Consider the following 23,405-nt stretch of genomic DNA (forward strand, 5'->3'; position numbering starts at 1 on the left):
CTGGGGCTCTTCGGGAGCTTTCTTGTCCTGCGGCTGATGGCCAATGCGCTGATTGCCAAGATCGCAGGGCGGGCCCAGAACCAGCGCGGCATCAGGCGCGTCTGGGCGATCGGCATGGCGACGCTGGTCGATGCCGTGACCATCGTACTGGCGTGGGCGCTGGGCTATATCCTGGCCCTCAATGCGGGGACCTATCCCAACGGACAGATGGGCATAAACCAGACCCTGCTGCTCAACGCATTTCTGATCGTCGAGCTCAGCAAGCTGGCCATCCGAACCGTTCTCGCGCCGCGCTTCACGGTCCTCCGCATGCTCCCCGTGGCCGACGACAACGCGGCCTATTGGTCATTCTGGATGAGCCGCATCCTGTCGCTGCTCGGGTATACCTTCCTGTTCGTTTCCCCAATGGTGGCGGGCGTCATTTCGACATCGGCCGCCGCGGCGGTTCAGGTCCTGGTCATGGCGACCGCGACCACGATCGGCATCATCATTGTCCTTCAGAACAAGGAGGGGGTTCGCGTCTGGCTGGCCGAGATATCGGCGCGGCGTGGTCATGACGGGCTTGGGCGGCTATTGGCGGCGATTGGGCTGCACTGGCACGTGCTGGCGATAGCCTATCTCCTGGCGCTGCTTGTCGTCTGGTTCGCAAACCCGGACGAGGCGCTGCCGTTCATGCTGGGCGCGACCATCCAGTCGCTCATTGCGATAGCCGTCGGCTCGCTCATCGTGACCTTCATCAGCCGCTTCGTCACTGTGGGCCTGAGATTGCCCGAGGATGTTCAGAAGCGGCTTCCCCTCCTCGAAACGCGCCTCCAGGCCTTTGTTCCCGGGGTGATGACAGTGGTGCGTTGGGTGGTGATCGCCGGCATAGCGGTCGCCGTGGGCCAGATCTGGGGGCTTTTCAATTTCGTGGAATGGATCGCCAGTGACGAAGGCCTCTACGTTGCCGGATCGATCGTCTCGGCGGCGCTGATCGTGCTTGTCGCCATCATTCTGCACGTCGTGGTGGCGTCCTGGGTGGAATATCGGCTCAACACGCAAACGGGGAAAATACCTACCCCGCGTGAGAAGACACTGCTCAATCTATTCAAGAACGCCTTTTCGATTGCCCTGGCCATATTCGGCACCATGCTGGCCCTGGCCCAGATCGGGGTGAATATTGCGCCGCTGCTCGCCGGTGCCGGTGTGGTGGGTCTAGCCATCGGTTTTGGCGCGCAGAAGCTCGTTCAGGACATTATCACCGGCATCTTCATTCAGTTCGAGAATGTCATGAACGAGGGTGATGCGGTCGAGGTGGCGGGGCGCTCTGGCGTGGTTGAGAAGCTGACCATCCGCTCGGTCACCATTCGCGACATGAGTGGCACGATCCATCTCATCCCCTTCTCGTCGGTCGATCAGGTGTCCAACATGGTGCGGGGCTTCTCGTTCTATGTCGCCGAGGTCGAGGTGGCCTATGACAGTGACATCGAGGCGGTGAAACAGACGCTGCGTGATGCCTTCGATGCCTTGATGGCAACCGATCATAGCGCCGTCATCCTTGATGACCTCGATCTGCAGGGCCTGATCGCCCTGACGCCGGCTTCCATGAAATTGCGGGCGCGCATCAAGACCCTGGCGGGCAAGCAGTGGGGGCCGGGGCGCTTCTATTCCGAGACCGTCAAACGTCTCTTTGCCGAGCGTGGGATTCGGACGCCGACCCCGCGCGTCTCCTATATTCCCGGTGCGTCGGGGCAGATCGAGGCCAGTCCAGCCGGAAGTTGAGGCGGGCACAGCTTCGTGATGGCGAGGTGGCGGATGCAGCCAATGCCTTAAGCTCATCTTAATTGAATGGGTTAAAATAGAGATACGCGATCCGTTCGGGGGCGAGGAGCGCGCTCGCAGGCATTGTTGTCGTGCGGGACCATCGGCGCTTGCCAAGGCGCCAAGGCAAACTCTTGTAACGCGTATCGAGGCCCTGATGAGCAAGGTAAACTCTTTCTTCCGCGATGTTCGGCGCTATCTTGCGGCGACAGTGATGCTGAGCGTGCTCGGGATGGTCTCTCCCGGCGCAGCGCAAGCCAGCACGGCCGATTTCGTTCGTGGATTGTGGCCTGATGCCCAGGCCATGGGCGTGAGCCGCCAGGCCTTCGAGGCGTCTTTCGCCTCGTATTCACCCAGCTCCAAGGTCATGGAACTGACGCGCAAGCAGCCCGAATTCACCCAGACGGTGCAACAATATCTCGATAAGCGCATTACCGCGGCCCAGGCCAAAAAGGGGCAGGCGATGCGCGGTGAATGGGCGCAGACGCTGGGTGCGGCACAGCAGCGTTTTGGCGTGCAGCCGGAAATTGTCCTCGCCATCTGGGGCATGGAAACCAATTTCGGCGGCTTCATGGGGGGCAATAACACCATCCACGCGCTGGCGACGCTGACCCAGAATGGCTATCGCACCGATTTTTTCCGCAAGGAATTGCTGACGGCGCTGCGCATCGTGTCCGACGGGCATGTTCGGCCCGGGGACATGGTGGGCTCGTGGGCAGGCGCCATGGGACATACCCAGTTCATGCCGAGCAGCTTTGCTCGCTATGCCGTCGATTTCAATGGTGACGGCCGCAAGGATATCTGGAACTCGATTCCCGACGCCTTGGGGTCTACGGCGAACTATCTTAATGCCTTTGGCTGGCGCAATGGCGAGACCTGGGGCTATGAGGTCAAGCTGCCATCGAATTTTGACTTCGCCTCGGCGCGCCAACTCGAAAAGGCGCCGTTGAGCAGGTGGCAGCAAATGGGCATCGCCCGGATTTCCGGCAAGGCCTTTCCGCGGCCAGAAGATACAGCGCGGCTCTATATGCCGGCGGGGGCTAGCGGTCCGGCCTTCCTTCTGCTGCCGAATTTCGATGTCATCAAGCGCTACAACAATTCTGACAGCTATGCCCTGGCCGTCGGACATCTGGCCGACCGCATCATTGGCAGCGGCAGTTTCGTTACGCCCTGGCCGAGTGGGGACTATGCACTGAGCAAGGCACAGCGGGCCGAGCTGCAGACGCTCCTCGCGCGAGCCGGATACGACGTCGGATCGCCCGACGGCGTGATCGGCCCCAAGACCCGTGCCGCCGTCATGGCCTATCAGTCCCGCATCGGTGTTGCGGCCGACGGCCATGTTTCCGGCCTGTTGCTCGAGCGACTGAAGCGCTGATCACGAAGTGCTTCCGTTAATCTTTCGTTAACCAGCCAGGTGCAAAGTCGGGGAGCTTAAGCAGAGGGCAGGTCATGCGACCGCCTGCGGCGCGCCTGCCCTCGCCCAATCCCCCGTCACAAATTGTCCGGCTTTGCGTTGTAGTTCGCGACGACGCAGTTTCATTAGAGTGCCCCTGTTGATGGTCAGAATTCGCATTGCGCTCATTGCGCTCGCCTCCGCAATGCTGGCTTTGGGAAGCCCGGCCCACGCCCTTTCGGTAATGGACCCGTTCAATATTCCGGCGGCCATGGATGGCGGAACGGCGAAGGTGGGCGACGGCGTCGCCTATGCCGATGGCGTCAGGAACAAGCTCGACGTCTATGCGCCAGAGCAGCGTGGCGCGCCCGCGCCGGTGGTGTTCTTCATCTATGGCGGAGGCTGGAACCGCGGCGAGCGCGCCGATTATCAGTTTGTCGGGCGGGCACTGGCCTCGCGCGGTTTTGTCACCGTCATCGCCGACTACCGGCTGGTGCCTGAAGTCCGCTATCCGTCCTTCCTCGAAGACAATGCCAATGCCTTGCGCTGGGTGCAGGACAATATCGCCAATTATGGCGGGGACCCCAACCGGCTGTTCCTCGCCGGCCACTCGGCCGGGGCGTATAATGCGGTGATGCTGGCGCTCGATCCGTCTTTCATGCGCGAATACGGTGTTACCATGCCGATATTGGCGGTCGGGGCGCTGTCTGGCCCCTATGATTTCTACCCCTTTGAATATGGCGAGGTCCGCGAGGCGTTCGGCCAGGCACCAAGCCCGGAAGGAACGCAGCCGATCAACCTCATCACGTCGGAAGCGCCGCCAATGTATCTGGCGACCGGGACGACCGATCCAATCGTGCGCATGCAGAATACGGAGCGTTTCGCCCAGCGCCTGCGTGAACAGGGCGTTTGGGTGACGACCCAATATTACGATGGCTTTGGGCATATGGAGCCGGTGATCGCCATGGGCGCGCTGTGGCGCTGGCGCATGCCCGTGCTCGACGACATGACCAGTTTCTTCCACCGGTTTGGCGCATTTCCGAGCGGTGTGCCCTATCTGGCTGTCGCGCCGGAAGCGCCGGAAATGTTGCCCGAGGCGATCGCGCCGATGGACCAGATCATCACGCAGCTCGACGCCATGTTCCAGAAGATCGAGGAATAGGCGGAGCAAGACAGAATCAGGCACAGTTGAGAGATGGGGAACCATCTTTGCTACAGCGGTGCCGATCCCAACACTCAGAAGCGCGTGCTCGTGGAGATCGTGCGAGCACAACCGCATCTGCTGCGGATTCTCGAAGGGATGCAGAGGCTGGACCTTCCAGACCCCTTGCTGGCGTCCGGTGCAATATACAACACCGTGTGGAATGTCCTGACCGAGCGACCGCCGCTGACCGGGATCAAGGACGCCGATTTGGTCTATTTCGACGCCAGCGACCGATCCTATGAAGCCGAAGATGTCGTTATCCGACGGGCACAGGCAGAGTTTGCTGACCTGCCGATCCCTGTGGAGGTGCGCAACCAGGCCAGGGTTCATTTTTGGTTTCCAGAAAAGTTCGGGGTCGCCTATCCCGAACTGACCTGCAGCGCCGACATGATGCTCAATTTTGCATGCCGAACGCATGCCGTAGCAGTCCGCCTTGAGGCGGATGGGGCGATTTCGGTGCACGCGCCATTTGGACTGGACGATATTTTCGCTTTCCGCGTGACCCCCAATACGCGGCTCGACAATGCAAAAACGCATGCTGAAAAGGCCGCACGCGCCAAGCTGGTGTGGCCGGAACTCACCATCATAGATTGGCCCGGACAAGCGCCCGCTTAGAGCGCTGCTGGTTCGATCAGGATCGAAGCCGCCGAGCGGGTGTTGGGCCCATGGTACACCGCCTCGATATTGTTGCCGTCCGGATCGAGAACGAAGGCCGCATAATATCCAGGGTGGTAGGGGCGTTCGCCGGGGCCGCCATTGTCCACGCCGTCGGCATCGAGGGCGGCGCGATGAAAAGCCGCCACCATCTCAGCGTTGGCGGCCTGGAAGGCGAGGTGGACATGGGTCGGCTGGGTGGCGGCGTCCGCAGCGTCGACATAGAGCTCGTCCACCTGAAACCAATCATCCCCTGAGGCGGTAAAGGGAATGCCGAGGACGGCAAGTATGGCGCCATAGAACACCCGTGCTTTCTCGAAGTCGCGGGTGCGCAAGTGTACGTGATCGATCAGCCGGCCCATATGGTACATGCGCGCTCCTTTTGGGGTGGATGATGGCCCACAAAAGAAAACGCCCGGCAGTGCCGGGCGTTGCGTTTATTCGGCTTCGTCGGCCGAGGCCGCGTTGAGCTGGCCGTATTTTTCCGGCCCGATCTTTTCGAGCAGTTCCAGCTGAGTTTCGAGGAAGTCGATATGGCCTTCCTCGTCGGTCAGCAGGGCCTCGAACAAATTCTTGGAGACGTAGTCGCCAAGCTGCTCGCACAATTCACGGCTGGCCTTGTATGCCGCCCGTGCCTCGTATTCCCCGGCCAGGTCCGCCTCAAGCACTTCCTTGATATTCTGGCCAATGCGGAGCGGAGCGACCCGCTGCAAATTGGGATGGCCTTCCAGAAAGATGATGCGTTCGATCAGCCTGTCGGCGTGATGCATCTCTTCGATGGATTCTGCGCGCTCTTTGGCGGCCAGCTTCTTGTAGCCCCAATCATCCAGAAGGCGAAAATGCACCCAATACTGGTTGACGGCGCCGAGTTCGAGAAAGAGGGCTTCGTTAAGCCGCTCGATGACCTGTGCTTCGCCTTTCACGACGTACTCCACTGCGTTGCTGCTTTAGCTTTTCCAGCCCGGTCTGGAAGGTGACAATGTCGCCAGGCGGATGGGCATGCTGGGCGTGATAATTCTCTGTGACCCGGACGATAATGTCCACCACATTTGGCACGCAACCAGCGCATTTCGCACGTCGGTTCAGTTCGCTATAGACTTTTGCGGGCACGACAAGCTGCCACGGATCAGCCGTGAGGAGGTCGAGCACAATGTCCTCGATCTCTTTCGACGTAATCATGTTGCATTGGCATACGAGCATGGCTGGGCCCGGTGGAGGTCGTATCAACGGCCGCAATAAACGGATTTGATAGGTGATTGTCAACGTCATAAATTGTCGCGTTCACCGTTCCGCCACCCGCTTGTGGGGTTTTTTGACTGCGATAGAGTGACAATGGGTCTTGGCCTGAGCTTTGGGGGATAGACGTGAAGACGCTGATCGGAATGCTGGTAAATCCTATCGGCCTTTTGGGGCTGTTCGCGACCTCGTGGCTGGTGCCTCTGGGCGCTGCCCATGCGGGGCCGGCTGCAGACGCTTGTGCCGCCGCGGCGGCGAGCCAGTACGAGATCGGCTATGAGAGCATCGGCCGGGAAAGCTGGCAGATCGACACGGAAGCGGCCATTGCGGCCTGCACGCGGGCACTCAAGAGCGAACCGGCGTCGATTGAGGTGAAGGGGTGGCTGGCGCGCTCCCATTTTGCTGCCGGTGACACGGAAAGCGCGGTGCCTTTGCTGGAGGAGGCAGCCGAAGGGGGGCATGTGGTTGCGCTGGCGATCCTGGGTGACCTGCTGATCACCGGCGATGGCGTCAGCCAGGATATGGAGCGCGGAGCGGAGATGCTGATGCGCGCTGCCGAGGCGGGCTATGCGCCTGCACAAAACAGCCTTGGCTTGTCTTACGATTTTGGCGAGGGCGTCTCGCAGGATTATGCCGAAGCTGCGCGTTGGTACCGGGCCGCCGCCGAGCAGGGCATGTCCAAGGCGCAGTCCAATCTGGGCCTCATGTATCAGGAAGGGCTTGGCGCCCCGTTGGACTATGTCGCTGCCGCGGCCTGGTTCGAGCGCGCCGCCGCCCAGGGCGATGCCTCGGGACAGGTCAATCTGGGCAAGATCCTGCAGGACGGCCTGGGCCAGGAGGTCAATCTGGAACGGGCGGCCGAGCTTTATTCCGCGGCGGCCGACCAGGGCGACATGTACGGCCAGAACAATCTGGGCTTCCTGCTCGAGAACGGGCTGGGGGTCGAGGCTGACATTGCCGATGCGGCCGAGCATTATCGACAGGCCGCTGACCAGGGGATGGCCCTGGCAAAGCACAATCTGGCCCTGCTCTACGAAGATGGCCGGGGCGTCAAGCAGGACTACCGACGGGCGCTGGAACTCTATCGCGAAGCGGCGGAGGGCGGCGAAATGCGGGCGGCAGTCAATCTGGGTCTTCTCTATCTCGATGGCAATGGCACCGAGATAGACTATGACGAAGCGCTGAAGTGGACAGAGATCGCGGCAGAGTCCGGCCAACCGATCGGGCTCAACAATATGGGCCACATCTACGAAAACGGCCTGGGGGTTGAGATAGATCTTGCCCTGGCGCGTCAGTATTACCAGCTCGCTGCCGATCAAGGCTATCAGCTGGCGGTCGATAATCTGGCCCGCATGACGGGCGGCAAGACGAAAACCAAATAGGGGATCGAGGCGCCGGAGTTTCCGGCCTCAAGAGGGCAAATCACCCCGATGGCGAGCGGCCAGCACCGCGGCGGAGGCTGCGGTGCGATGGGCTGTCGAAAAGAACTCCCGGTGGGCCAGGATCAGGACTGTCGCGATGCAGGCGACGACCCCGAACCATTCGGACACGAACCATGCCACGGTCGAGGCGGCGAAATAATAGGCGCGGACGCCGCTGTTGAAGTTTTTGGCGCCCAGGGCGTTCATGCGGGTGATCGCGTCGATCTCGGAGTCGGAGGTCAGGCGGTCATGGTCGAGCGCACCGAGCATGATGCAGAAATGGTTGAACTGGCGCAGCGACAGCGTGAACGCGAAAAAGGCCAGCACGAACATCGCCAGCATGACAATGAGGTGGACCTGGACCTGGCTGACCGTCACCGGATGGGACGATGGCAGGGACGAGAGCGCATCGATCAGCGCCGGAATCTGACCGAAAAGCGCAAAGACGGCCAGAACCAGCAGCACCGAAGTGGATGCCAGGAAGCTCACCGAGTTCATGATGTTGCCGGAAAGGATGGCGTCGAACGGCGTTTCCCGCCGGGCGGCATTGTGAACCCAGCGTCGCCTCTGGGTATTCATGATCGTCGACAGCGACGCGTAGCGCTTTTCGATCTGTGGAACGATCAGATTATAGGCGAAATAGGCCAGAAGGGGGAAAATGGAAGTGAAAAGCGTTGTCACGTCAGGCCTCGGCGGCAGGTTCGCTGCCCCGTTTATAGCGTAAATTTGCTGGTGCGGGATGGCCCGCACCGATTTTGACGAGACCGATCAGATCGGCCGCGGGTGGCGTCGATGCAATGCGTCGATGTCGCTCAGAACTTCTGCGGACAGGACGAGTTCGCGGGCAGCCAGAACATGATCGAGCTGCTCCAGGCTCGTCGCGCCGATGATGGTTGATGTCATGAAGGGGCGGGTGCGGCAAAAGGCGATCGCCATCTGCACGGGGTCGAGGCCATGCCGATGCGCCAGGGCATGATATTCCTTGGCTGCCCGCTCTGAATGCTCGTTGAGGCGCCAAAATCCCTTCTGGTAGTCCTTGCGGCTGCCCGCGGGCACAGCGCCATCGAAGTACTTCCCGGTCAGGAGGCCGCCCGCCAGAGGAGAATAGGCAAGCAGACCGACATCTTCGTGGTGGCTCATCTCTGCGAGGTCGAGATCGAAGTGGCGGCGCAGCAGATTGTATTCGTTCTGGATGGAAACGAGGCGCGGATATCCCATTGCCTCGGCGATCCTGAGATATTGCAGGACGCCCCACGTGGTCTCGTTCGAAACGCCGATATGGCGGATCTTGCCCTGGGCCACCAGCGCGCCAAGCGTCTCCAGCATGTCGGTCAAATTGTCGAGGACGTCGCTGCTATCCTGCCTGTGTGGCTGATAGGTCCATGACCCTTCGAAATTATAGCTGCCCCGGCTCGCCCAGTGAATCTGGTAGAGGTCGATGTAATCGGTCTTGAGGCGTCGCAGGCTGGCCTCGACGGCCTCGAGGATGGACGCGCCGTCAGCACGATGGCCATTCCGCAGATGGGGACTGCCACCACCACCGATCTTGGACGCAAGGATCCAGCTGTCCCGGTCCTTGTTGTTCTGGAACCAATTGCCAATGATTTCCTCTGTCCGGCCGCTTGTCTGGGGGCTTCCGGGAACGGCGTAGAGCTCGGCTGTATCCATGAAATTGATGCCGATATCGCGGGCGCGGGCGATCTGGGCATGGCCCTCGGCCTCTGTGTTCTGACTGCCCCAGGTCATCGTGCCGAGGCAAATGTCAGTCACTTTGAGATCGGTGCGGCCAAGATGCTTCAATTCCATAGGGGATGGCTCACTTGTGGTCACATAGCGGGATGCGGATGCTAGTCCGCGCCCGCCCGGCGGGGGAAGGGCGGATTGGTCGACCCGGGTCCATTTTTTGACCTCGGCAAAGTTATCCACATGCCGAGGTGTGGATTTGCGGGCTTTTTGGGGGCTAGAGACGCCAAATTCAAAAAAGCGCAGGAGATTGCGAGATAGGGGTTGAGCTTGTCCGAAGCACCCCCTATATACCCCTCACACCGGCGAAACGCTTGGTGATTGTCGCGGGGTGGAGCAGCCCGGTAGCTCGTCAGGCTCATAACCTGAAGGCCGCAGGTTCAAATCCTGCCCCCGCAACCAAAAAAGCCCGTCTGGTCTCCGACCTGGCGGGCTTTTCCTTTTGTCGCCCTGCACCTGGGGTATTCATGCCCTCTTCCGGGCGGTATTTCCTCCCAGCCGGTTCATTCCGGTTCGCGCAAGGCGCTCCTGGTGCCTCGGCCAGGGGCAATAGCAGGTGGGAAGGTCGCGCCCGCTTGACGTGAACTCTGTCGCAGGAAACAACAGCCGGCAAAGCTGGTCTGCTTCGCAAGAGAGCACCGACCGAGAAGAAGTGAGGGTCAATGTTACTCCCCCGATCGCCCACGAGCGGCCTCGATGCCGTTATTGGCCAGGGCGCAAGGCGCAAGACCCATCACTATGGCGAGTTGTTGACCTCGGCGCTGCCGGGGATGCTGAGCGCCTCGCTCTGCGCGGCTCTGATCTATTGCCTGGTCATGATGTCGGCGGGGCGCACCGACTGGCACAATATTCTTCCCGTTGCGGTGGTGCTGGCCGTCATACCGGTCATCGCCGTCAGTCTCCTCGTCGTCGCCGGTCGACGAAGCCATCCCTTTACCCTGGCCCTCGCGGTCACCGTTTTCGCAACCTGTTTTTCGATCTCGGTCATCGCCGCAACGCGCATCCCGGTGAGTTTTCTGGGCATGGGCCTGAGCCTGCCCACGACGCTGCTCGGGGTTACGGTTGCAAATCTGGCCATGGCACGTTCCCTGACGCGACGTGTCGGGCTCCTCGATTTTCCCGGCGCGCCCGATATTGCCAGGCGCCTGGACGGGAAGGTGCCGATCGTCACGCCGGACACGATCGGCCCCGGCATTCGCCGCATATTGATCGATCCGCAGTTCCATCATGGCGGCAGCTGGGGGCCGGTGCTGACACGGCTTTATCTCCGTGGCTTCGAGATCGAGTCCTGGCCATCCTATCTCGAAGGCTATTCCGGCCGGGTCGATATCGCCAGCTTTGATCTGGCGGATGTGGCCTATAGCCCGAGCCAGATCATCTATTATCGCGCCAAGCGGCTGATCGACATTGTCGGCGTGCTAGTGCTGGCAGTGCCGGCGCTGATCCTCGGCGGATTGCTCTGGCTCTATATCCGCATTGTCGATGGGGGGCCCTCGCTCTTCATCCAGCCGCGGCGCGGCTATGGGGGCGAGGAATTCCGGCTCTACAAGTTCCGCACCATGGTCAAGAACGCGGACGGTGCCTCGACCGCCCAGAACGATGCGCGCGTGCTGCCTGGCTGCCATATCGTGCGCCAGCTGCGCATCGATGAATTGCCGCAGCTCATCAACATCCTGAAAGGGGAGATGAGCTTTATTGGCCCGCGCCCGGTGTCAGTGCCGATTGCCGAGGCGCTGGAAGCGAGGCTGCCGCAATATGTGAACCGGTCCATCTTGCTGCCAGGACTGACCGGCTGGGCCCAGGTCTCGCACGGCTATGCCGAGACCGAAGACGAAGAGATCACCAAGCTTTCCTACGACCTCTTCTATCTCAAGCATGTCTCCTTCGACCTCGATGTGATCATCGCTGTTCGCACGGTTCGGACGCTGCTGTTGCGCAGTGGCGCCCGCTAGCATCGTTATCGTTCTTTTCTTGCGACCTGCGAACAAGATGCTGGACAGGTCTTTGCGCTGTTGATCTTCTAGAACGACCAACGACACCTTCGAGGGGGGAGTGTTGGTGGACGGCGCCAGTCTTGGCGCTTTTTGGGAGGAAACATGAAAAGACGCGAATTTTTCAAGCAGGCTTCCGTCGCCACGATTGGCGCAGCGGCGGCGACGACGCTGGCAGCTCCGGCCATTGCTCAGGGCAACATCACCTGGCGCATGGTCACCACCTGGCCCAAGAACTTCCCTGGCCTCGGCGTGGGTGCGCAGAACCTGGCAGACCGTATCACCCGAGCCAGCGGTGGACGCCTGACTGTGCAGGTCTTCTCGGCAGGCGAAATGGTGCCCGGCCTTCAGGCGCTTGATGCTGTTATCGACGGCTCGGCCGAAATCAGTCACGGCACGCCTTACTACTGGCAGAACAAGAGCCAGGCCCTGTCCTTCTTCACCGGCGTGCCCTTCGGCATGACCAATCGCGAGCTGACCGCCTGGGTGCGCTATCTCGGCGGCCAGGAAATCTGGGACAAGGTCTATGACCAGTTCGGCCTGCAGGGGTTCCTGTCGGGCGATACAGGCACCCAGGCCGGCGGCTGGTTCCGTAACGAGCTGAGCGGTGCGGCCGACATTCAGGGCCTGCGCTTCCGCACCCCGGGCCTTGGCGGCCAGGTGTGGGCCAAGCTTGGCGCTTCGGTGACCAATCTTGCCGCCGGCGAAATCTTTGCGGCACTGCAGTCGGGCACGCTCGATGCCGCCGAATTTGTCGGTCCCTACAATGATCTGGCCCTCGGCTTTTACCAGATCGCCAAGAACTACTACTTCCCCAGCTTCGTGGAGCCGGGTCTCGCTACGGAAATCGCCGTCGACAAGGCCAAATTTCAGGCACTTCCAGAGGATCTGCAGGAAATCGTCAAGGCCTGCACGCAGGCCGCCTATGACGACGTCTCCTCGGACATGTATGCAAACGATCCGCGCGCGCTCAACGCGCTGGTCACCGAGCATGGCGTGCAGGTTCGCCGTTTCCCCGAAGACATCATCGAGGCCGGCGCCAAGGCTTCGATGGAACTGATGGCGGAAATTCGCGAGGGCGGCGATGCCCTGACCAAGGAAACCGCCGAGAGTTTCGTGGCGGCATTCAACCTGCTGCGTCAGCGCACGGAAGGCACGGACATGCCGTATCTCGCCGCACGCGAAAAATACATCACGTTCGACTAGTCGATCTGGTATCGCCAAATGGGAAAGCCCGGACCTGCGTCCGGGCTTTTTTTATGAGTTGCGTTGGGCGCTTAATAGATCAGCGAGGGAAGCCAGGTGATCAATTGCGGGAAGACAAACAGCACCGCCAGGCCCACCAATTGCAGGATCACGAAGGGAATAACGCCCCTGTAGATCATGCCGGTCGTCACTGAGGCCGGCGCGACACCACGCAGATAGAAGAGCGAGAAGCCGAAGGGCGGCGTCAGGAAGCTCGTCTGCAGGTTCACGCCAACAGCAACGCCCAGCCAGATCGGGTCGACACCCAGCGCCAAAAGCACAGGCGCGGTGATCGGGATCACGATGAAGATGATCTCGAAGGTGTCGAGGATGAAGCCCAGAAGGAACATGATGAACATGACGATTATGGTGGCGCCGATGGCCCCGCCCGGCATGTTCGAAAGAAATTCATGGACCAGATTGTCGCCGCCCATCATGCGGAAAACGATCGAGAACACCGCGGCACCGAAGAGGATGATGAAGACCATCGAGGTGATGGAGGCGGTGGAGACCACAGTTTGACGCAGAATGCCGAAATTGAGCTGCCGATTGAAGGCCGCGAGGATGAGCGCGCCGACTGAGCCCACGGAGGCTGCCTCGGTTGGCGTGGCAATGCCGGCGAGAATGGATCCAAGCACGGCGACGATCAGCAAAAGTGGTGGCACCAGTGCAACCACGACTTCCCGCGCCAGATCCTTCTTCTCTGCTTCCGGCACCGGGGTGGCCGGGCACGATTCGGGATCGATCACGGCCTTGATCGCCACCCAGGCCATGTAGAGCCCGACGAGGATCAGGCCGGGGATGATGGCGCCGGCGAACAGCGCACCCACCGACACCGGCTCGGGCGCGAAATTGCCCTTGCTCATCTGCACTTGAGCATTGATGCCCGAGAGCATGTCACCCATGAAGATGAGGACCGTAGAGGGCGGAATGATCTGGCCCAGCGTGCCGGACGCGCAGATGACACCAGTGGCCAATTTGGGATCATAGCCTGAGCGCAGCATCGCCGGCAGGGAGATCAGGCCCATGGTGACGACGGTGGCGCCGACGACGCCCGTAGAGGCCGCCAGAAGTGCACCCACGATGATGACGGAGAAGCCGAGACCTCCGCGAACATTGCCGAAGAGCTTGCCCATGGTCACGAGGAGGCGCTCGGCAATGCCCGATCGTTCGAGCACGACACCCATGAAGATGAAGAGTGGCACGGCGACCAGCACTTCATTGGTCATCAGGCCGATATAGCGGCCCACGAGCGAACCGTAATTGGAGGGGTCGTAGACGCCGAGCCACCAGCCGATCAGGCCGAAGATCAAGGCCGTTCCCGCCAGGGAGAACGCGACTGGAAAGCCGAGCATGAGCACGCCGATAATGGCGAAGAACATCAGGCCCGAGAGAATTTCACCGATAAGTACAGGATCCATCAACCGTGCCCTTTCTCGGACTCGTAGCGCAGCGAAACGGGCAAGAGGTCTTCCCTGCCGGCGAGCACGAGAATGGAGCGAGCCCCCATGGCGAGGCCCTGGAGCGCGACCAGGGCCGCAAAGACGAGGATGAAAGTCTTGAGGATGAACAGGCCGGGCATGCCGCCGATATTGGACGATGCCTCATAAAATCCCCAGGACCGCCGGACGGCCGGAAAGGCATAGACCCAGACGATGGTCATGAAGGGGATGAGAAAGAGAACCACGCCGACAAGGTCCGAGATTGCCTTGCGACGGGTAGAGGCAGGCCGATAGAAGATGTCGACGCGCACATGGTCCTGCCGCAGAAGCGCAAAGCCTGCGACGCCGGTGAACATGGCGCCGGATATCCAGACATAAAGATCCTGCATCCATAGGACGGATACATGGAAAAAATAACGCTGCACCACGACGGTGAAGCACACAAGAACACAGGCAAGCGCCAACCAACTCAGGACTTGTCCTACAAGCCAGTTGATGGCGCTGATGCCCCTGACAAGCACAGCTAGCCCCTGCAAGGCGATCTCCTCCCCATTTTGTATACGGACACGCCTCTCCCGGGACATGCCACAACAATTGAGAGAGCATTATCCGTTTGTTCGGTCAATTGCTTGGATAGCAAGGTGCTGGTCATCACGCGGGCTGCAGTGCTATTGCAGCGCCGGCAAGAAGAGGAGCGTTGCATGTTTGTTGTTGGTGGCGAGAGCCTCATTGATCTGGTTCCCGTGTCCTCGGCGCCAAATGCCGAGCGCCTGGCCCTGCCGGGCGGCTCCCCCTATAATTGCGCCATTGCTTTGTCCAAGCTGGGCAATGAGACCGGATTTTTGTGCCCCATCAGCACGGACAAGTACGGCGACGTTTTGCTCGGGCCACTGGCCGACGCGGGCGTTCGGGTGTTGCTGACCGAGCGGGTCGAGGCGCCGACCACGAAGGCCATCGTCAGTTTCAACGAGAAGATGCAAGCGAGCTATGTGTTCGAGCGGGGGGCGGACCATGCCTTTTCAGAGGCCGGGCTCCTGGCGGCGCTGCCATCCGCGGTGACGCTCTACCAGATCGGTGGGTTCTCTCCCATCCTGGCGGAAGATGCTGCCATCTGGATGAAGGTGGTCGAGGCCGCGCGCGAACGCGGGGCCGTCATCTCCTTCGACATCAATGTGCGTGACAAGCTGGTAGACGACGAGGCTGGCTATCGACATCGGCTCGATGGTTTCCTCGACGCGGCGCATCTGATCAAGCTTTCGGAAGAAGATCACGCCTGGCTTTCGCCGGGAAGTTCGATCGAGGATTTCGCCGCCGCACTGCTGGACCGACCCCATTGCGAGCTGGTGGTAGTGACGCTGGGCGAGCATGGCTCAAGGGCGTTTTCGCGCTCGGCCCAAGCCGCGGCCGGGATCTATGCTCCACCCGTCTTTGGAGACACGGTGGGGGCAGGGGACAGCCTCATGGCCGGTATCTTGACGAGGCTGCACGAGATCGGCGCCCTTCGGGCCGGCGGAATGGCGGGGCTGGACGCCAATGCCCTTGCCGAGACGCTGAAGTTCGGTGCGGTGGTGGCGGGTCTTAACTGCGCGCACAAGGGATGCAATCCCCCCAGCCGAGCGGAAGTCGAAGCAATTCTGGTGGCCCATTGAACCCAAGCCAAGGGGGCGCTTCGATAGCGGCCCCATTGGCTTTCAACTGAGCCGGGCAAAAAATCGCTCGCGGTGCCAGTTGACGGCGGCGCGGTCCAGCCGTGTGACGGATTTATAGGGCATGTCGATCATTCCCTTGGGACTGGCGGCCTCAATGCCGTCCCGCCCCACGGCGTGCGTATTGAGCAGGATTTCGAACATCGGCCCCACGCTCCAGTCAAATCTGGAAAATGAATGGGCGGCCTCTGCGTCGAGCAGCAGAAAATTGCTGATATGCCAGTGGCCGCCATGTTCAAGCGGTTGGATGATGCAGGCCTCGAGAGTGTCTGATTTCACCCCGGAAAAACTGCATCTATCGGCCTGTTCTCGACGGAGCTGCTGCAGGAACGCGCTTTCCGATATGGCCGGCTCATATCCCGGGGCGCCCTCTTCGACGCGCATTGGATCGACAACTTCGCCGATTATGCGATCAAAGTTTTCGTCGGAGATTTCGAACACGCCGACCCGCGGCGGTTTTGGCTCCGCGAGCGGAATTGGAGCGGGGAAGAAGACGAGGCCTTCCACTCTGGCGGCGTTGACGAAGCCGGGCAGGGTTTCGAAGCCGCTGAGTTTGCCGAGGCCGACATAGGCTTCGGCATAGGATGGTCCTATATTGGCAATGAGAACAGGTTCGCCGACGCGATGGTCATAATTGATCTCGTCGTCTAGATCGTAGTCGAAAACTGCGCTTTCGGCGCCCAGTTGAGCGTCATCCAAAGCGGCGTAGATTATCAATCTGGACACTAGGACATCTCCTGACCTTCCTGCATTAGACTACGCGTTCTCACTTCGAGGCATCAGCATAGATACGTACGTAGTATTACCTGCGTCCTCAGTCCTGCGCCGCGCGTGCCCTGATCTCCAGGGCTTCGGTGAGCGTCATTTCGGTATGATGCTCCCATTCCGTGCTGGGCTGGGGGAAGTCGGTCCGGAAGTGGCCGCCCCGGCTTTCCACGCGCTTGAGGGCGGCCGCCGCGACGAGCGTGGCCGAGGTCGTCATGTTGAGATAGGCGGTGGTCACCTGTTCGGCCGTAGCCTCGAGATGGGCGATTTTTTTCAGGGCCAGGCTCAGCCCCTCCGCACTCCGTTCCACGCCGACGAGATCGCTCATCACCTGGCGCAATTGCTGCACCGCCAGGGAATTGCGCAAGATCTCCTCTGCGCGGTTGCCCTCAACCTCATCCCATTCGATGCCTTTGAAGGGGGACAGGGCGCGCGCGGGTTCCAGTCCGCCGATGTCGTCGGCGATGCGGGCGCCATAGACGATCGCCTCCAGCAATGAATTGGACGCCAGGCGATTGGCGCCATGTAATCCCGTGCAGGAGGCCTCGCCGCAGACCCAGAGGCCGGGAAGAGAAGAGCGACCGCGCTCATCCACCTTGACGCCACCCATGTGGAAATGGGCGGCCGGCACGACCGGGATCATGTCCGAGACGGGATCGATCCCGGCCTCGATGCAATATTTCGAGACCGTCGGGAAGCGCGTGAGGATATTCTTTCCCAGGACAGTGCGGGTGTCGAGAAAGACGCGGCGGCCTGCCTGTATCTGCCGGAAATTGGCGCGAGCCACGATATCGCGCGGCGCCAGTTCTGCATCCGCATGGATCGCGGGCATGAAACGCTCGCCCAGATCATTGACGAGAATGGCGCCTTCGCCGCGCAGGGCTTCCGTCGCGAGCGGAGCAGGATCGGCCCCCGTCGCGATTGCCGTGGGATGGAACTGCACGAATTCGGGGTCGGCAATGATTGCGCCGGCCCGGGCTGCCATGCCCATGGCGTGGCCCCGCACGCCGGGCGGGTTGGTGGTTATGGCGTAGAGCCCGCCCAGCCCGCCTGCCGCCAAAATGGTGGCGCGGGCGCGGATGAAAATCGGCTCCGAATAGCGATCCCCCAACCGGCGGCAATAGACGCCGACGATGCGGCCATTGTCCCGCGCCAGGCTGAGCGCGGTGATCCCCTCGACGACCCGGATCGACGGAGTGCGCCGTACCCGGGCGATCAGGGCCTGCATGATTGCCCAACCGGCTCGATCGCCCTCGACCTTGACAATGCGATTGGCCGAATGCGCTGCTTCGCGCCCGAGCTCGAAATTGCCGAAGTCGTCGCGGTCAAAGGGCGTGCCCAGGCGCGCAAGATCTTCTATTCGGGCCGCTGCCTCCGCAGTCACCCCTTCAGCCGTGCCATGATCAACGATGCCGGCTCCGGCCATCTCGGTATCAAGTGCATGGGCGTGGGCGCTGTCGCCTTCCCCCATGGCGGCGGCAACGCCGCCCTGGGCCCAGGCCGAAGACGCGCCGAGCCCGAGCGGTTTGGGTGTGAGCACGGTGACGGGGCGCGGTGCCAGCTTGAGGGCGGTGAACAGTCCGGCCAGTCCGGCGCCGACGATCAGCGCGCCGTCGGCATTGAGGCTGTTGTCGAAGGTCGTCATCGCGCGCACTCTCCCGGAACCGTCATGGATAGGCTCAGGCGCCTGTGCTCGCAAGCACAGGTGCGGAGAAAAACACCCCCCGGCGGGAGGGTGTTTTCAGACATTGGGGATTGCGATCAGGCGCTGTAGGCCTTGACGTTCTGGGTCTGCTCGCCGAGCCCCTCAATGCCCAGGCGCATGACATTGCCTGGCTTGAGCCAGATCGGATCGGGCTTGATGCCCATGCCGACGCCGGGAGGCGTGCCGGTGGAGATGATGTCGCCGGGCTGCAGGCTCATGAACTGGCTGACATAGGAAACGAGATGGGCGACACCAAAGACCATGGTCTTGGTCGAGCCGTTCTGGAAGCGCTTGCCGTCGATTTCGAGCCACATATTGAGGTTCTGCGGGTCGGCGACTTCGTCCTTGGTGACCAGCCATGGGCCGATCGGACCGAAGGTGTCACTGCCCTTGCCCTTGTCCCAGGTGCCGCCCCGCTCAAGCTGGAATTCGCGCTCGGAAACGTCGTTGACAAGGCAATAGCCCGCCACATGCTCCATCGCGTTCGCTTCGTCGACGTAACGGGCTTCCTTGCCGATAACGACGCCGAGTTCGACTTCCCAATCCGGCTTGGTGGAGTTTTTGGGAATGATGACGTCGTCATTGGGGCCGACGATGGCGCTGGTGGCCTTCATGAAGATGATCGGTTCCTTGGGAATCGGCGATCCGGTTTCCGCAGCGTGGTCGGCATAGTTCAGGCCGATACAGATGAACTTGCCGACATTGCCCACACAGGGGCCGATGCGCTGTGCGGCGTCCAGTGCCGGCAATTGCTCGATGTCCGTTGCCGCGATCTTCGCAAGCCCCTCGGGGGTCAGCACATCGCCGGCAATGTCGGTGATCACGCCGGAAAGGTCGCGGACCGAGCCGTCCTTGGCAAGAATGGCGGGCTTTTCGGCGCCTTTGGCACCGACGCGAAGAAGTTTCATGGCGGGTCTCCCTTGTATTTTCCAAGCAGATAAAGGCTAACATGTTAGCCTGTCGAGGCCGACCTTGTGCCAATGCGTTCGGTTTGGCTCAGTCTGCGGGGCGGATTATGCCCTTCTTGAGAATGATATTTCCATAGAGCCTTGTTTCGCCTGTCTGAACAATTGCGACGCAGGAGCGGGCCCGCTCGTAAAAAGCAAAGCGTTCCAGCCGGGAAAACCCCTGGCCAGGCTCGTGGCGGGTGATGATCTCTTCGAACAGCCCATAAATGGGCTCGCGGCGCTCCGGGTCACCGACCACGGCCATGCCGAAAGCGGCTTCGTCGACGAATTCGTCCAGTGGCATCACGGTGAGAATTGCGTCGAGCGCATCGGTGGCGGGTATGCCGTAAAGCCGCATCACCTCCGGTCCAAGATATTCGGCGGGGAAATTTGCGTCGACGATGGCGATCTCGTCGCCATGGCCCATGGCACGCAGGGCATACAGCAGGTCAGGACCGAGCAGGGCCGGAATATTCTTGAGCATCTTGTCTCCTCATTGATGGACAGCTCCCGACTCGGGAGCACTGCCATGCTCAGCCGAAGGGGAAGTCGTCGCTATCGACGGCCAGTTCGGCTCCATCGGCGAACAAATGCGGGTGGCTGCGCGCGAAGGCAAACAGCTCGACCATGACGGCATCGATATGGGCCCGGATGGCGGCGATGGCCTGCGCCGCGTCGGCCGCCAGGATGCCGTCGAAGATCGCCTGGTGCTCGGCAATGGTTAGGGCGAGGCGCCGGGGCGTGATGATGAGGCGGCGGGCGCGATCGAGATTGGCGCGCGCCTTGTCAATAATGGCTTTCACCCTGGTGAGGCGCATGCGGCGGAAGATGATGTCGTGGAAATCGACGTCGATCTGGTGGAAGGTCTCGGCGTCATCAATGGATGCGGCCGCGCGCTGGGCCGCCATGTTGGCATGGAGAGCCGCGATCACTTCTTCGTCGTGCTTGCCGATGAGCACCCTGAGGGCTTCGCTCTCCAGCCCTTTGCGGATGAGCATGTATTCCCGCACGTCGGCGATCTTCACCAGCGATACGGTCGAGCCGCGCTGGGGTGCAATATCGACGAGCCCTTCTTCGGCAAGTCGTGCGAGTGCTTCGCTGACCGGAAAGCGGGAAACGCCCAATTGTTTGCAGATGGCCGATTTATCCAGCCCTGCGCCTGGGGGCAGAGTGAGAGAAACAATGGCCTGGCGAAGCGTATTGGTGACGTCGACAGTGACGCTGCCGCGGGCAAAGCTGCCCGCATCAGGCAGAAAATCATAGGGACCGGCTTCCGTTTTCATGCTAACATGTTAGTTAGTGCCGTGTTGCTTGACAATGTCGGGCGCCCTCGATTGCTGAGTAATCTGGGGGCAAAAGCCGGCGAGGTAAAGCAGAGCCTCCAGCCCCGAGAGCCCGAACCGATGACCGACACCATGATCCGCCCCCAGGGCAAGACGCTTTCCCTCAATGTCGCGGACAATATTGCGGTGGCCTTGGCCAATCTCGAGCCCGGTGTCGAGACTGCGCAGGGTGTGTCCGTGCTGCGCCGCGTGCCGCGTGGGCACAAATTTGCCACCCGCGCCATTCCGGCTGGCGAGGCTGTGTTGAAGTTCGGTCAGATCATCGGCTTTGCCAAGGAAGCCATTGCGCCCGGCGATTGGGTGCATGAGCATAACTGCGGCATGGGCGGCGCAGACGGGACGCTGGTGCACGATTATGCGTTTTCCGAGGGCGCTATTCCTGTCGACTATGTCCCCGTCGCGCAGCGCGCCACCTTCGAGGGGTTTCGGCGCGCCAATGGCTCGGTCGGCACGCGCAATTATATCGGCATCCTCACCTCGGTGAATTGCTCGGCGACCGTCGCAAAATTTGTCGCCGAGGCCATCAACCGTTCGGGCATTCTGGACGATTATCCGGAAATCGACGGCGTGGTGCCCTTCGTTCATGGCACTGGATGCGGCATGGAAAGTCGCGGCGAAGGCTTTGACATCCTCAAGCGCACGCAGTGGGGATACACCTCCAACCCCAATCTGGGTGCAGCGCTGCTCGTCGGGCTCGGGTGCGAAGTGTTCCAGATCGGCCGGATGAAGGAGCTCTATGGCATCGAGGAGGGCGAGACCTTCCAGACCATGACCATCCAGGAGCGCGGTGGCACGAAGAAAATGATCGAATGGGGCGTCGAAAAGGTCAGGGAGATGCTGCCCATCGCCGCCGCGGCCCGCCGTGAAACGGTCGATGCCAGCCATCTGACATTGGCGCTGCAATGCGGTGGTTCGGATGGCTATTCGGGCATCACCGCCAATCCGGCTCTGGGTTACGCAGCCGATATCCTTGTGCGCAATGGTGGCACGGCAATCCTGTCCGAAACACCTGAGATCTATGGTGCAGAGCATCTCCTCACGCGCCGCGCCGCGAGCCGTGAAGTGGGTGAAAAGCTCATCGAGCGCATCCATTGGTGGGAAGATTACACGCGCCGCAATCACGGCGAGATGAACAACAATCCCTCGCCGGGCAACAAGCTCGGTGGCCTGACTACAATTCTCGAAAAATCTCTCGGCGCTGCGGCCAAGGGCGGCACCACGCCGCTGACGGCCGTCTATGAATATGCCGAAAAGGTCACCGAAAAAGGCTTTGTGTTCATGGACACGCCCGGCTTCGATCCCGTGTCGGCCACAGGGCAGGTCGCGGGCGGCGCCAATATACTGGCGTTCACCACCGGGCGCGGTTCGGCATATGGCTGCAAGCCTGTGCCCTCGATGAAGCTGGCGACCAATTCCGAGCTCTACGCCCGCATGACCGACGACATGGACATCGATTGTGGAGATATCGTCGAGGGCGTGTCCATCAAGGACAAGGGCCGGCAGATTTTCGACATGCTGCTCGATATCGCTTCAGGCAAGCCCACCAAATCCGAAGAACTCGGCTATGGCGACAATGAATTCGTGCCCTGGCAGGTCGGCGCGGTGATGTAGTCGCCTATCGGCCCATATTGCTGGCAGTGGGGGCGGCATTGGGCGAAACTCCCACGCCAAAGGCGTCGACCCTGCCGACCGGCGCCTGCATGAGTTGCTCGATCGAGAAGGGGGCGCTGGCCTCGGCGCGGGGTAGGGGCGGAGTGGCCACGACAAGGTCGGCCGCCCGCTGCGGGGCCCGGCTCAATGGCACAACCGCCCCCGCAACCTCCAGAAGCCGGATTTGTCCGAGGCCCTGATAGGGTGGGCGCAGCATCGAGGCGGCGTCCGTACCGGCCAGCGGGTCCACCACCGCCAGCGTCACCGCGCCACCGCGGTAGAAAGTGCGCAGCGACTGACTGACATAGAAGGCGAGCTTATCGGCTCCCGCCGCCGAGAAATGGATGCCATCGTCCTTGCGCATGCGCGCGTTCTGCCCGTTTACGTCCGGCCCGTAGGACGAATATTTGCCGTCCTCGCCGAGGAAGCGGTCATAGATATCGAGGAATTCCGCCCCGCTCGAGAAAGCCGCCATCTTCTGGAGCGCGCTGATCTGGCTCATGGCGGTGGAGTATTCGCCCCGCGACATGGGCGGCAGTCCAATCCAGATCACCGGTTTTCGCGCCGCCCGCAACTGGCCGAGAAAATCATTGAGGCGGGATTGATAGATTTCCGTCCAGGGCTCGGTGAGCGAGTTGAGGCTCTCACCATTGGCCTTGAGCTCTTGCCGGTCATTGACGCCGATAATGACGACGGCAACATCAAAGCTGTCACCGGCGATCTGCTCCCGGATCGTCGCATTCCAATCGAAATAGTCGTCGCGCACGAAGCCGGATGAGCCCACCCCCTGGCTGATCACCACCAGGTTCGGATCTTCTGCGTAAAAGCGTTCAAGCGCCTTGGCGAGGTCGACCGCCATAGAGTCGCCAAAGACGGCGAGCCGGGTTGCATTCTGCGCCTTTTCGATCTGTGGCTTGGGCGGGGGCAGGGCGGCGGGCGTTGCCTGACGCGGCTGCGTTTGCTGCACCGGCGGGGGCTGTGGCGTGGCCTGCTTTTCCTCGCCGAAGAGAAGGTCAAACAGCGTGCGGCGGCGCTCCTGCTGCGCCACCAGGATGCGGTCTCCCTCTTGCGCGAAGGCCGGCATGACCTCGAGGGAGCAGAACACGACCAGCAATATCAGCAGAACAACGCGCTTCATGTCTCGATCCGGCCTATGCCTG

The 23,405-nt window shown here is 61.3% G+C and carries 22 protein-coding genes and 1 tRNA gene (1 of these 23 running past the window's edge); 10 read left to right on the forward strand and 13 right to left on the reverse strand.

Features of this window, described 5'->3' with window-relative positions; genetic code table 11:
• From N0P34_RS02960 to N0P34_RS02975, 4 genes are all read left to right on the forward strand, one after another.
• Nucleotides 1–1,761, forward strand: partial view of a mechanosensitive ion channel domain-containing protein gene (locus N0P34_RS02960; RefSeq protein ID WP_275605531.1) — the 3' portion only. It extends 390 nt beyond the left edge of the window; 1,761 of the gene's 2,151 nt are visible here — the last part of the coding sequence; its start codon lies off the left edge, out of view; its stop codon occupies nt 1,759–1,761.
• Nucleotides 1,762–1,957: 196 nt separating this feature from the next.
• Nucleotides 1,958–3,175, forward strand: a complete 1,218-nt coding sequence (locus N0P34_RS02965; RefSeq protein WP_275605532.1) for a lytic murein transglycosylase — start codon at nt 1,958–1,960, stop codon at nt 3,173–3,175.
• 181 nt (nt 3,176–3,356) lie between these two features.
• Nucleotides 3,357–4,355: an alpha/beta hydrolase gene (locus N0P34_RS02970; RefSeq protein WP_275606909.1), complete on the forward strand. Its 999-nt coding sequence runs from the start codon at nt 3,357–3,359 to the stop codon at nt 4,353–4,355.
• Between the two features lie 84 nt (nt 4,356–4,439).
• A complete protein-coding gene (locus N0P34_RS02975; RefSeq protein WP_275605533.1) occupies nt 4,440–5,012 on the forward strand; it encodes a nucleotidyltransferase family protein in 573 nt (190 codons plus the stop codon).
• Here the strand turns inward: N0P34_RS02975 and N0P34_RS02980 are convergent.
• The 3 genes from N0P34_RS02980 to N0P34_RS02990 form a co-directional block, all read right to left on the reverse strand.
• Nucleotides 5,009–5,422, reverse strand: a complete 414-nt coding sequence (locus tag N0P34_RS02980) for a VOC family protein (protein WP_275605534.1) — start codon at nt 5,420–5,422, stop codon at nt 5,009–5,011. The genes N0P34_RS02975 and N0P34_RS02980 overlap by 4 nt on opposite strands.
• Nucleotides 5,423–5,488: 66 nt before the next feature.
• Nucleotides 5,489–5,974, reverse strand: a complete 486-nt coding sequence (bfr, locus tag N0P34_RS02985) for a bacterioferritin (protein WP_275605535.1) — start codon at nt 5,972–5,974, stop codon at nt 5,489–5,491.
• Complete coding sequence (locus N0P34_RS02990; RefSeq protein WP_275606910.1) at nt 5,940–6,251, reverse strand: (2Fe-2S)-binding protein; 312 nt, start codon at nt 6,249–6,251, stop codon at nt 5,940–5,942. Before N0P34_RS02990 ends, bfr begins: the two co-directional genes overlap by 35 nt.
• 164 nt (nt 6,252–6,415) lie before the next feature.
• On the opposite strand from N0P34_RS02990, the gene N0P34_RS02995 reads away from it, so the two are divergent.
• Complete coding sequence (locus N0P34_RS02995; RefSeq protein ID WP_275605536.1) at nt 6,416–7,669, forward strand: tetratricopeptide repeat protein; 1,254 nt, start codon at nt 6,416–6,418, stop codon at nt 7,667–7,669.
• A 27-nt stretch (nt 7,670–7,696) separates the two neighbouring features.
• Here the strand turns inward: N0P34_RS02995 and N0P34_RS03000 are convergent, their stop codons facing one another.
• Both N0P34_RS03000 and N0P34_RS03005 read right to left on the reverse strand, forming a co-directional pair.
• Nucleotides 7,697–8,389 carry a DUF599 domain-containing protein gene (locus N0P34_RS03000; RefSeq protein ID WP_275605537.1) on the reverse strand — a complete coding sequence of 231 codons (693 nt, stop codon included), beginning with the start codon at nt 8,387–8,389 and terminating at the stop codon, nt 7,697–7,699.
• Nucleotides 8,390–8,476: 87 nt separating this feature from the next.
• On the reverse strand, nt 8,477–9,514 hold the full coding sequence (locus N0P34_RS03005; protein ID WP_275605538.1) for an aldo/keto reductase: 1,038 nt from the start codon (nt 9,512–9,514) through the stop codon (nt 8,477–8,479).
• Between the two features lie 262 nt (nt 9,515–9,776).
• Here N0P34_RS03005 and N0P34_RS03010 point away from each other — a divergent pair.
• The 3 genes from N0P34_RS03010 to N0P34_RS03020 all read left to right on the forward strand — a co-directional run bounded on the left by N0P34_RS03010 (nt 9,777) and on the right by N0P34_RS03020 (nt 12,648).
• A tRNA-Met gene (locus tag N0P34_RS03010) sits at nt 9,777–9,853 on the forward strand.
• Between the two features lie 260 nt (nt 9,854–10,113).
• Nucleotides 10,114–11,403 carry a sugar transferase gene (locus tag N0P34_RS03015; RefSeq protein ID WP_275605539.1) on the forward strand — a complete coding sequence of 430 codons (1,290 nt, stop codon included), beginning with the start codon at nt 10,114–10,116 and terminating at the stop codon, nt 11,401–11,403.
• A gap of 144 nt (nt 11,404–11,547) precedes the next feature.
• A complete protein-coding gene (locus N0P34_RS03020; RefSeq protein WP_275605540.1) occupies nt 11,548–12,648 on the forward strand; it encodes a TRAP transporter substrate-binding protein in 1,101 nt (366 codons plus the stop codon).
• Nucleotides 12,649–12,719: 71 nt separating this feature from the next.
• Here N0P34_RS03020 and N0P34_RS03025 read toward each other — a convergent pair whose 3' ends face one another.
• Together N0P34_RS03025 and N0P34_RS03030 are read right to left on the reverse strand one after the other, a co-directional pair.
• Nucleotides 12,720–14,108, reverse strand: coding sequence for a TRAP transporter large permease subunit (locus N0P34_RS03025; protein WP_275605541.1), 1,389 nt, complete (start codon nt 14,106–14,108; stop codon nt 12,720–12,722).
• Nucleotides 14,108–14,665 (reverse strand): TRAP transporter small permease subunit, encoded by a 558-nt coding sequence (locus N0P34_RS03030; protein WP_275605542.1) that lies wholly within the window; start codon nt 14,663–14,665, stop codon nt 14,108–14,110. The genes N0P34_RS03025 and N0P34_RS03030 overlap by 1 nt, the downstream gene beginning before the upstream one ends.
• Nucleotides 14,666–14,830: 165 nt before the next feature.
• Between N0P34_RS03030 and N0P34_RS03035 the strand changes: the two genes are divergently transcribed.
• Nucleotides 14,831–15,778 carry a PfkB family carbohydrate kinase gene (locus N0P34_RS03035; protein ID WP_275605543.1) on the forward strand — a complete coding sequence of 316 codons (948 nt, stop codon included), beginning with the start codon at nt 14,831–14,833 and terminating at the stop codon, nt 15,776–15,778.
• A 42-nt stretch (nt 15,779–15,820) separates the two neighbouring features.
• Here the strand turns inward: N0P34_RS03035 and N0P34_RS03040 are convergent, their stop codons facing one another.
• From N0P34_RS03040 to N0P34_RS03060, 5 genes are all read right to left on the reverse strand, one after another.
• A complete protein-coding gene (locus N0P34_RS03040; RefSeq protein WP_275605544.1) occupies nt 15,821–16,561 on the reverse strand; it encodes a hypothetical protein in 741 nt (246 codons plus the stop codon).
• Between the two features lie 88 nt (nt 16,562–16,649).
• Nucleotides 16,650–18,245, reverse strand: coding sequence for an L-aspartate oxidase (locus N0P34_RS03045; RefSeq protein ID WP_275605545.1), 1,596 nt, complete (start codon nt 18,243–18,245; stop codon nt 16,650–16,652).
• 116 nt (nt 18,246–18,361) lie between these two features.
• Nucleotides 18,362–19,213, reverse strand: a complete 852-nt coding sequence (locus tag N0P34_RS03050) for a fumarylacetoacetate hydrolase family protein (RefSeq protein ID WP_275605546.1) — start codon at nt 19,211–19,213, stop codon at nt 18,362–18,364.
• Between the two features lie 88 nt (nt 19,214–19,301).
• On the reverse strand, nt 19,302–19,736 hold the full coding sequence (locus N0P34_RS03055; protein ID WP_275605547.1) for an RbsD/FucU domain-containing protein: 435 nt from the start codon (nt 19,734–19,736) through the stop codon (nt 19,302–19,304).
• 49 nt (nt 19,737–19,785) lie between these two features.
• Complete coding sequence (locus N0P34_RS03060; RefSeq protein ID WP_275605548.1) at nt 19,786–20,535, reverse strand: GntR family transcriptional regulator; 750 nt, start codon at nt 20,533–20,535, stop codon at nt 19,786–19,788.
• A gap of 132 nt (nt 20,536–20,667) precedes the next feature.
• On the opposite strand from N0P34_RS03060, the gene N0P34_RS03065 reads away from it, so the two are divergent.
• Entirely contained in the window at nt 20,668–22,206 is a 1,539-nt protein-coding gene (locus N0P34_RS03065) for an altronate dehydratase family protein (RefSeq protein ID WP_275606911.1), read from the forward strand.
• Between the two features lie 4 nt (nt 22,207–22,210).
• Here the strand turns inward: N0P34_RS03065 and N0P34_RS03070 are convergent, their stop codons facing one another.
• On the reverse strand, nt 22,211–23,383 hold the full coding sequence (locus N0P34_RS03070; RefSeq protein ID WP_275605549.1) for a DUF459 domain-containing protein: 1,173 nt from the start codon (nt 23,381–23,383) through the stop codon (nt 22,211–22,213).
• Between the last annotated feature and the right edge of the window lie 22 nt (nt 23,384–23,405).

Origin of the sequence: Devosia sp. FJ2-5-3 (genome assembly GCF_029201545.1) — a bacterium.
Classification (GTDB): domain Bacteria; phylum Pseudomonadota; class Alphaproteobacteria; order Rhizobiales; family Devosiaceae; genus Devosia.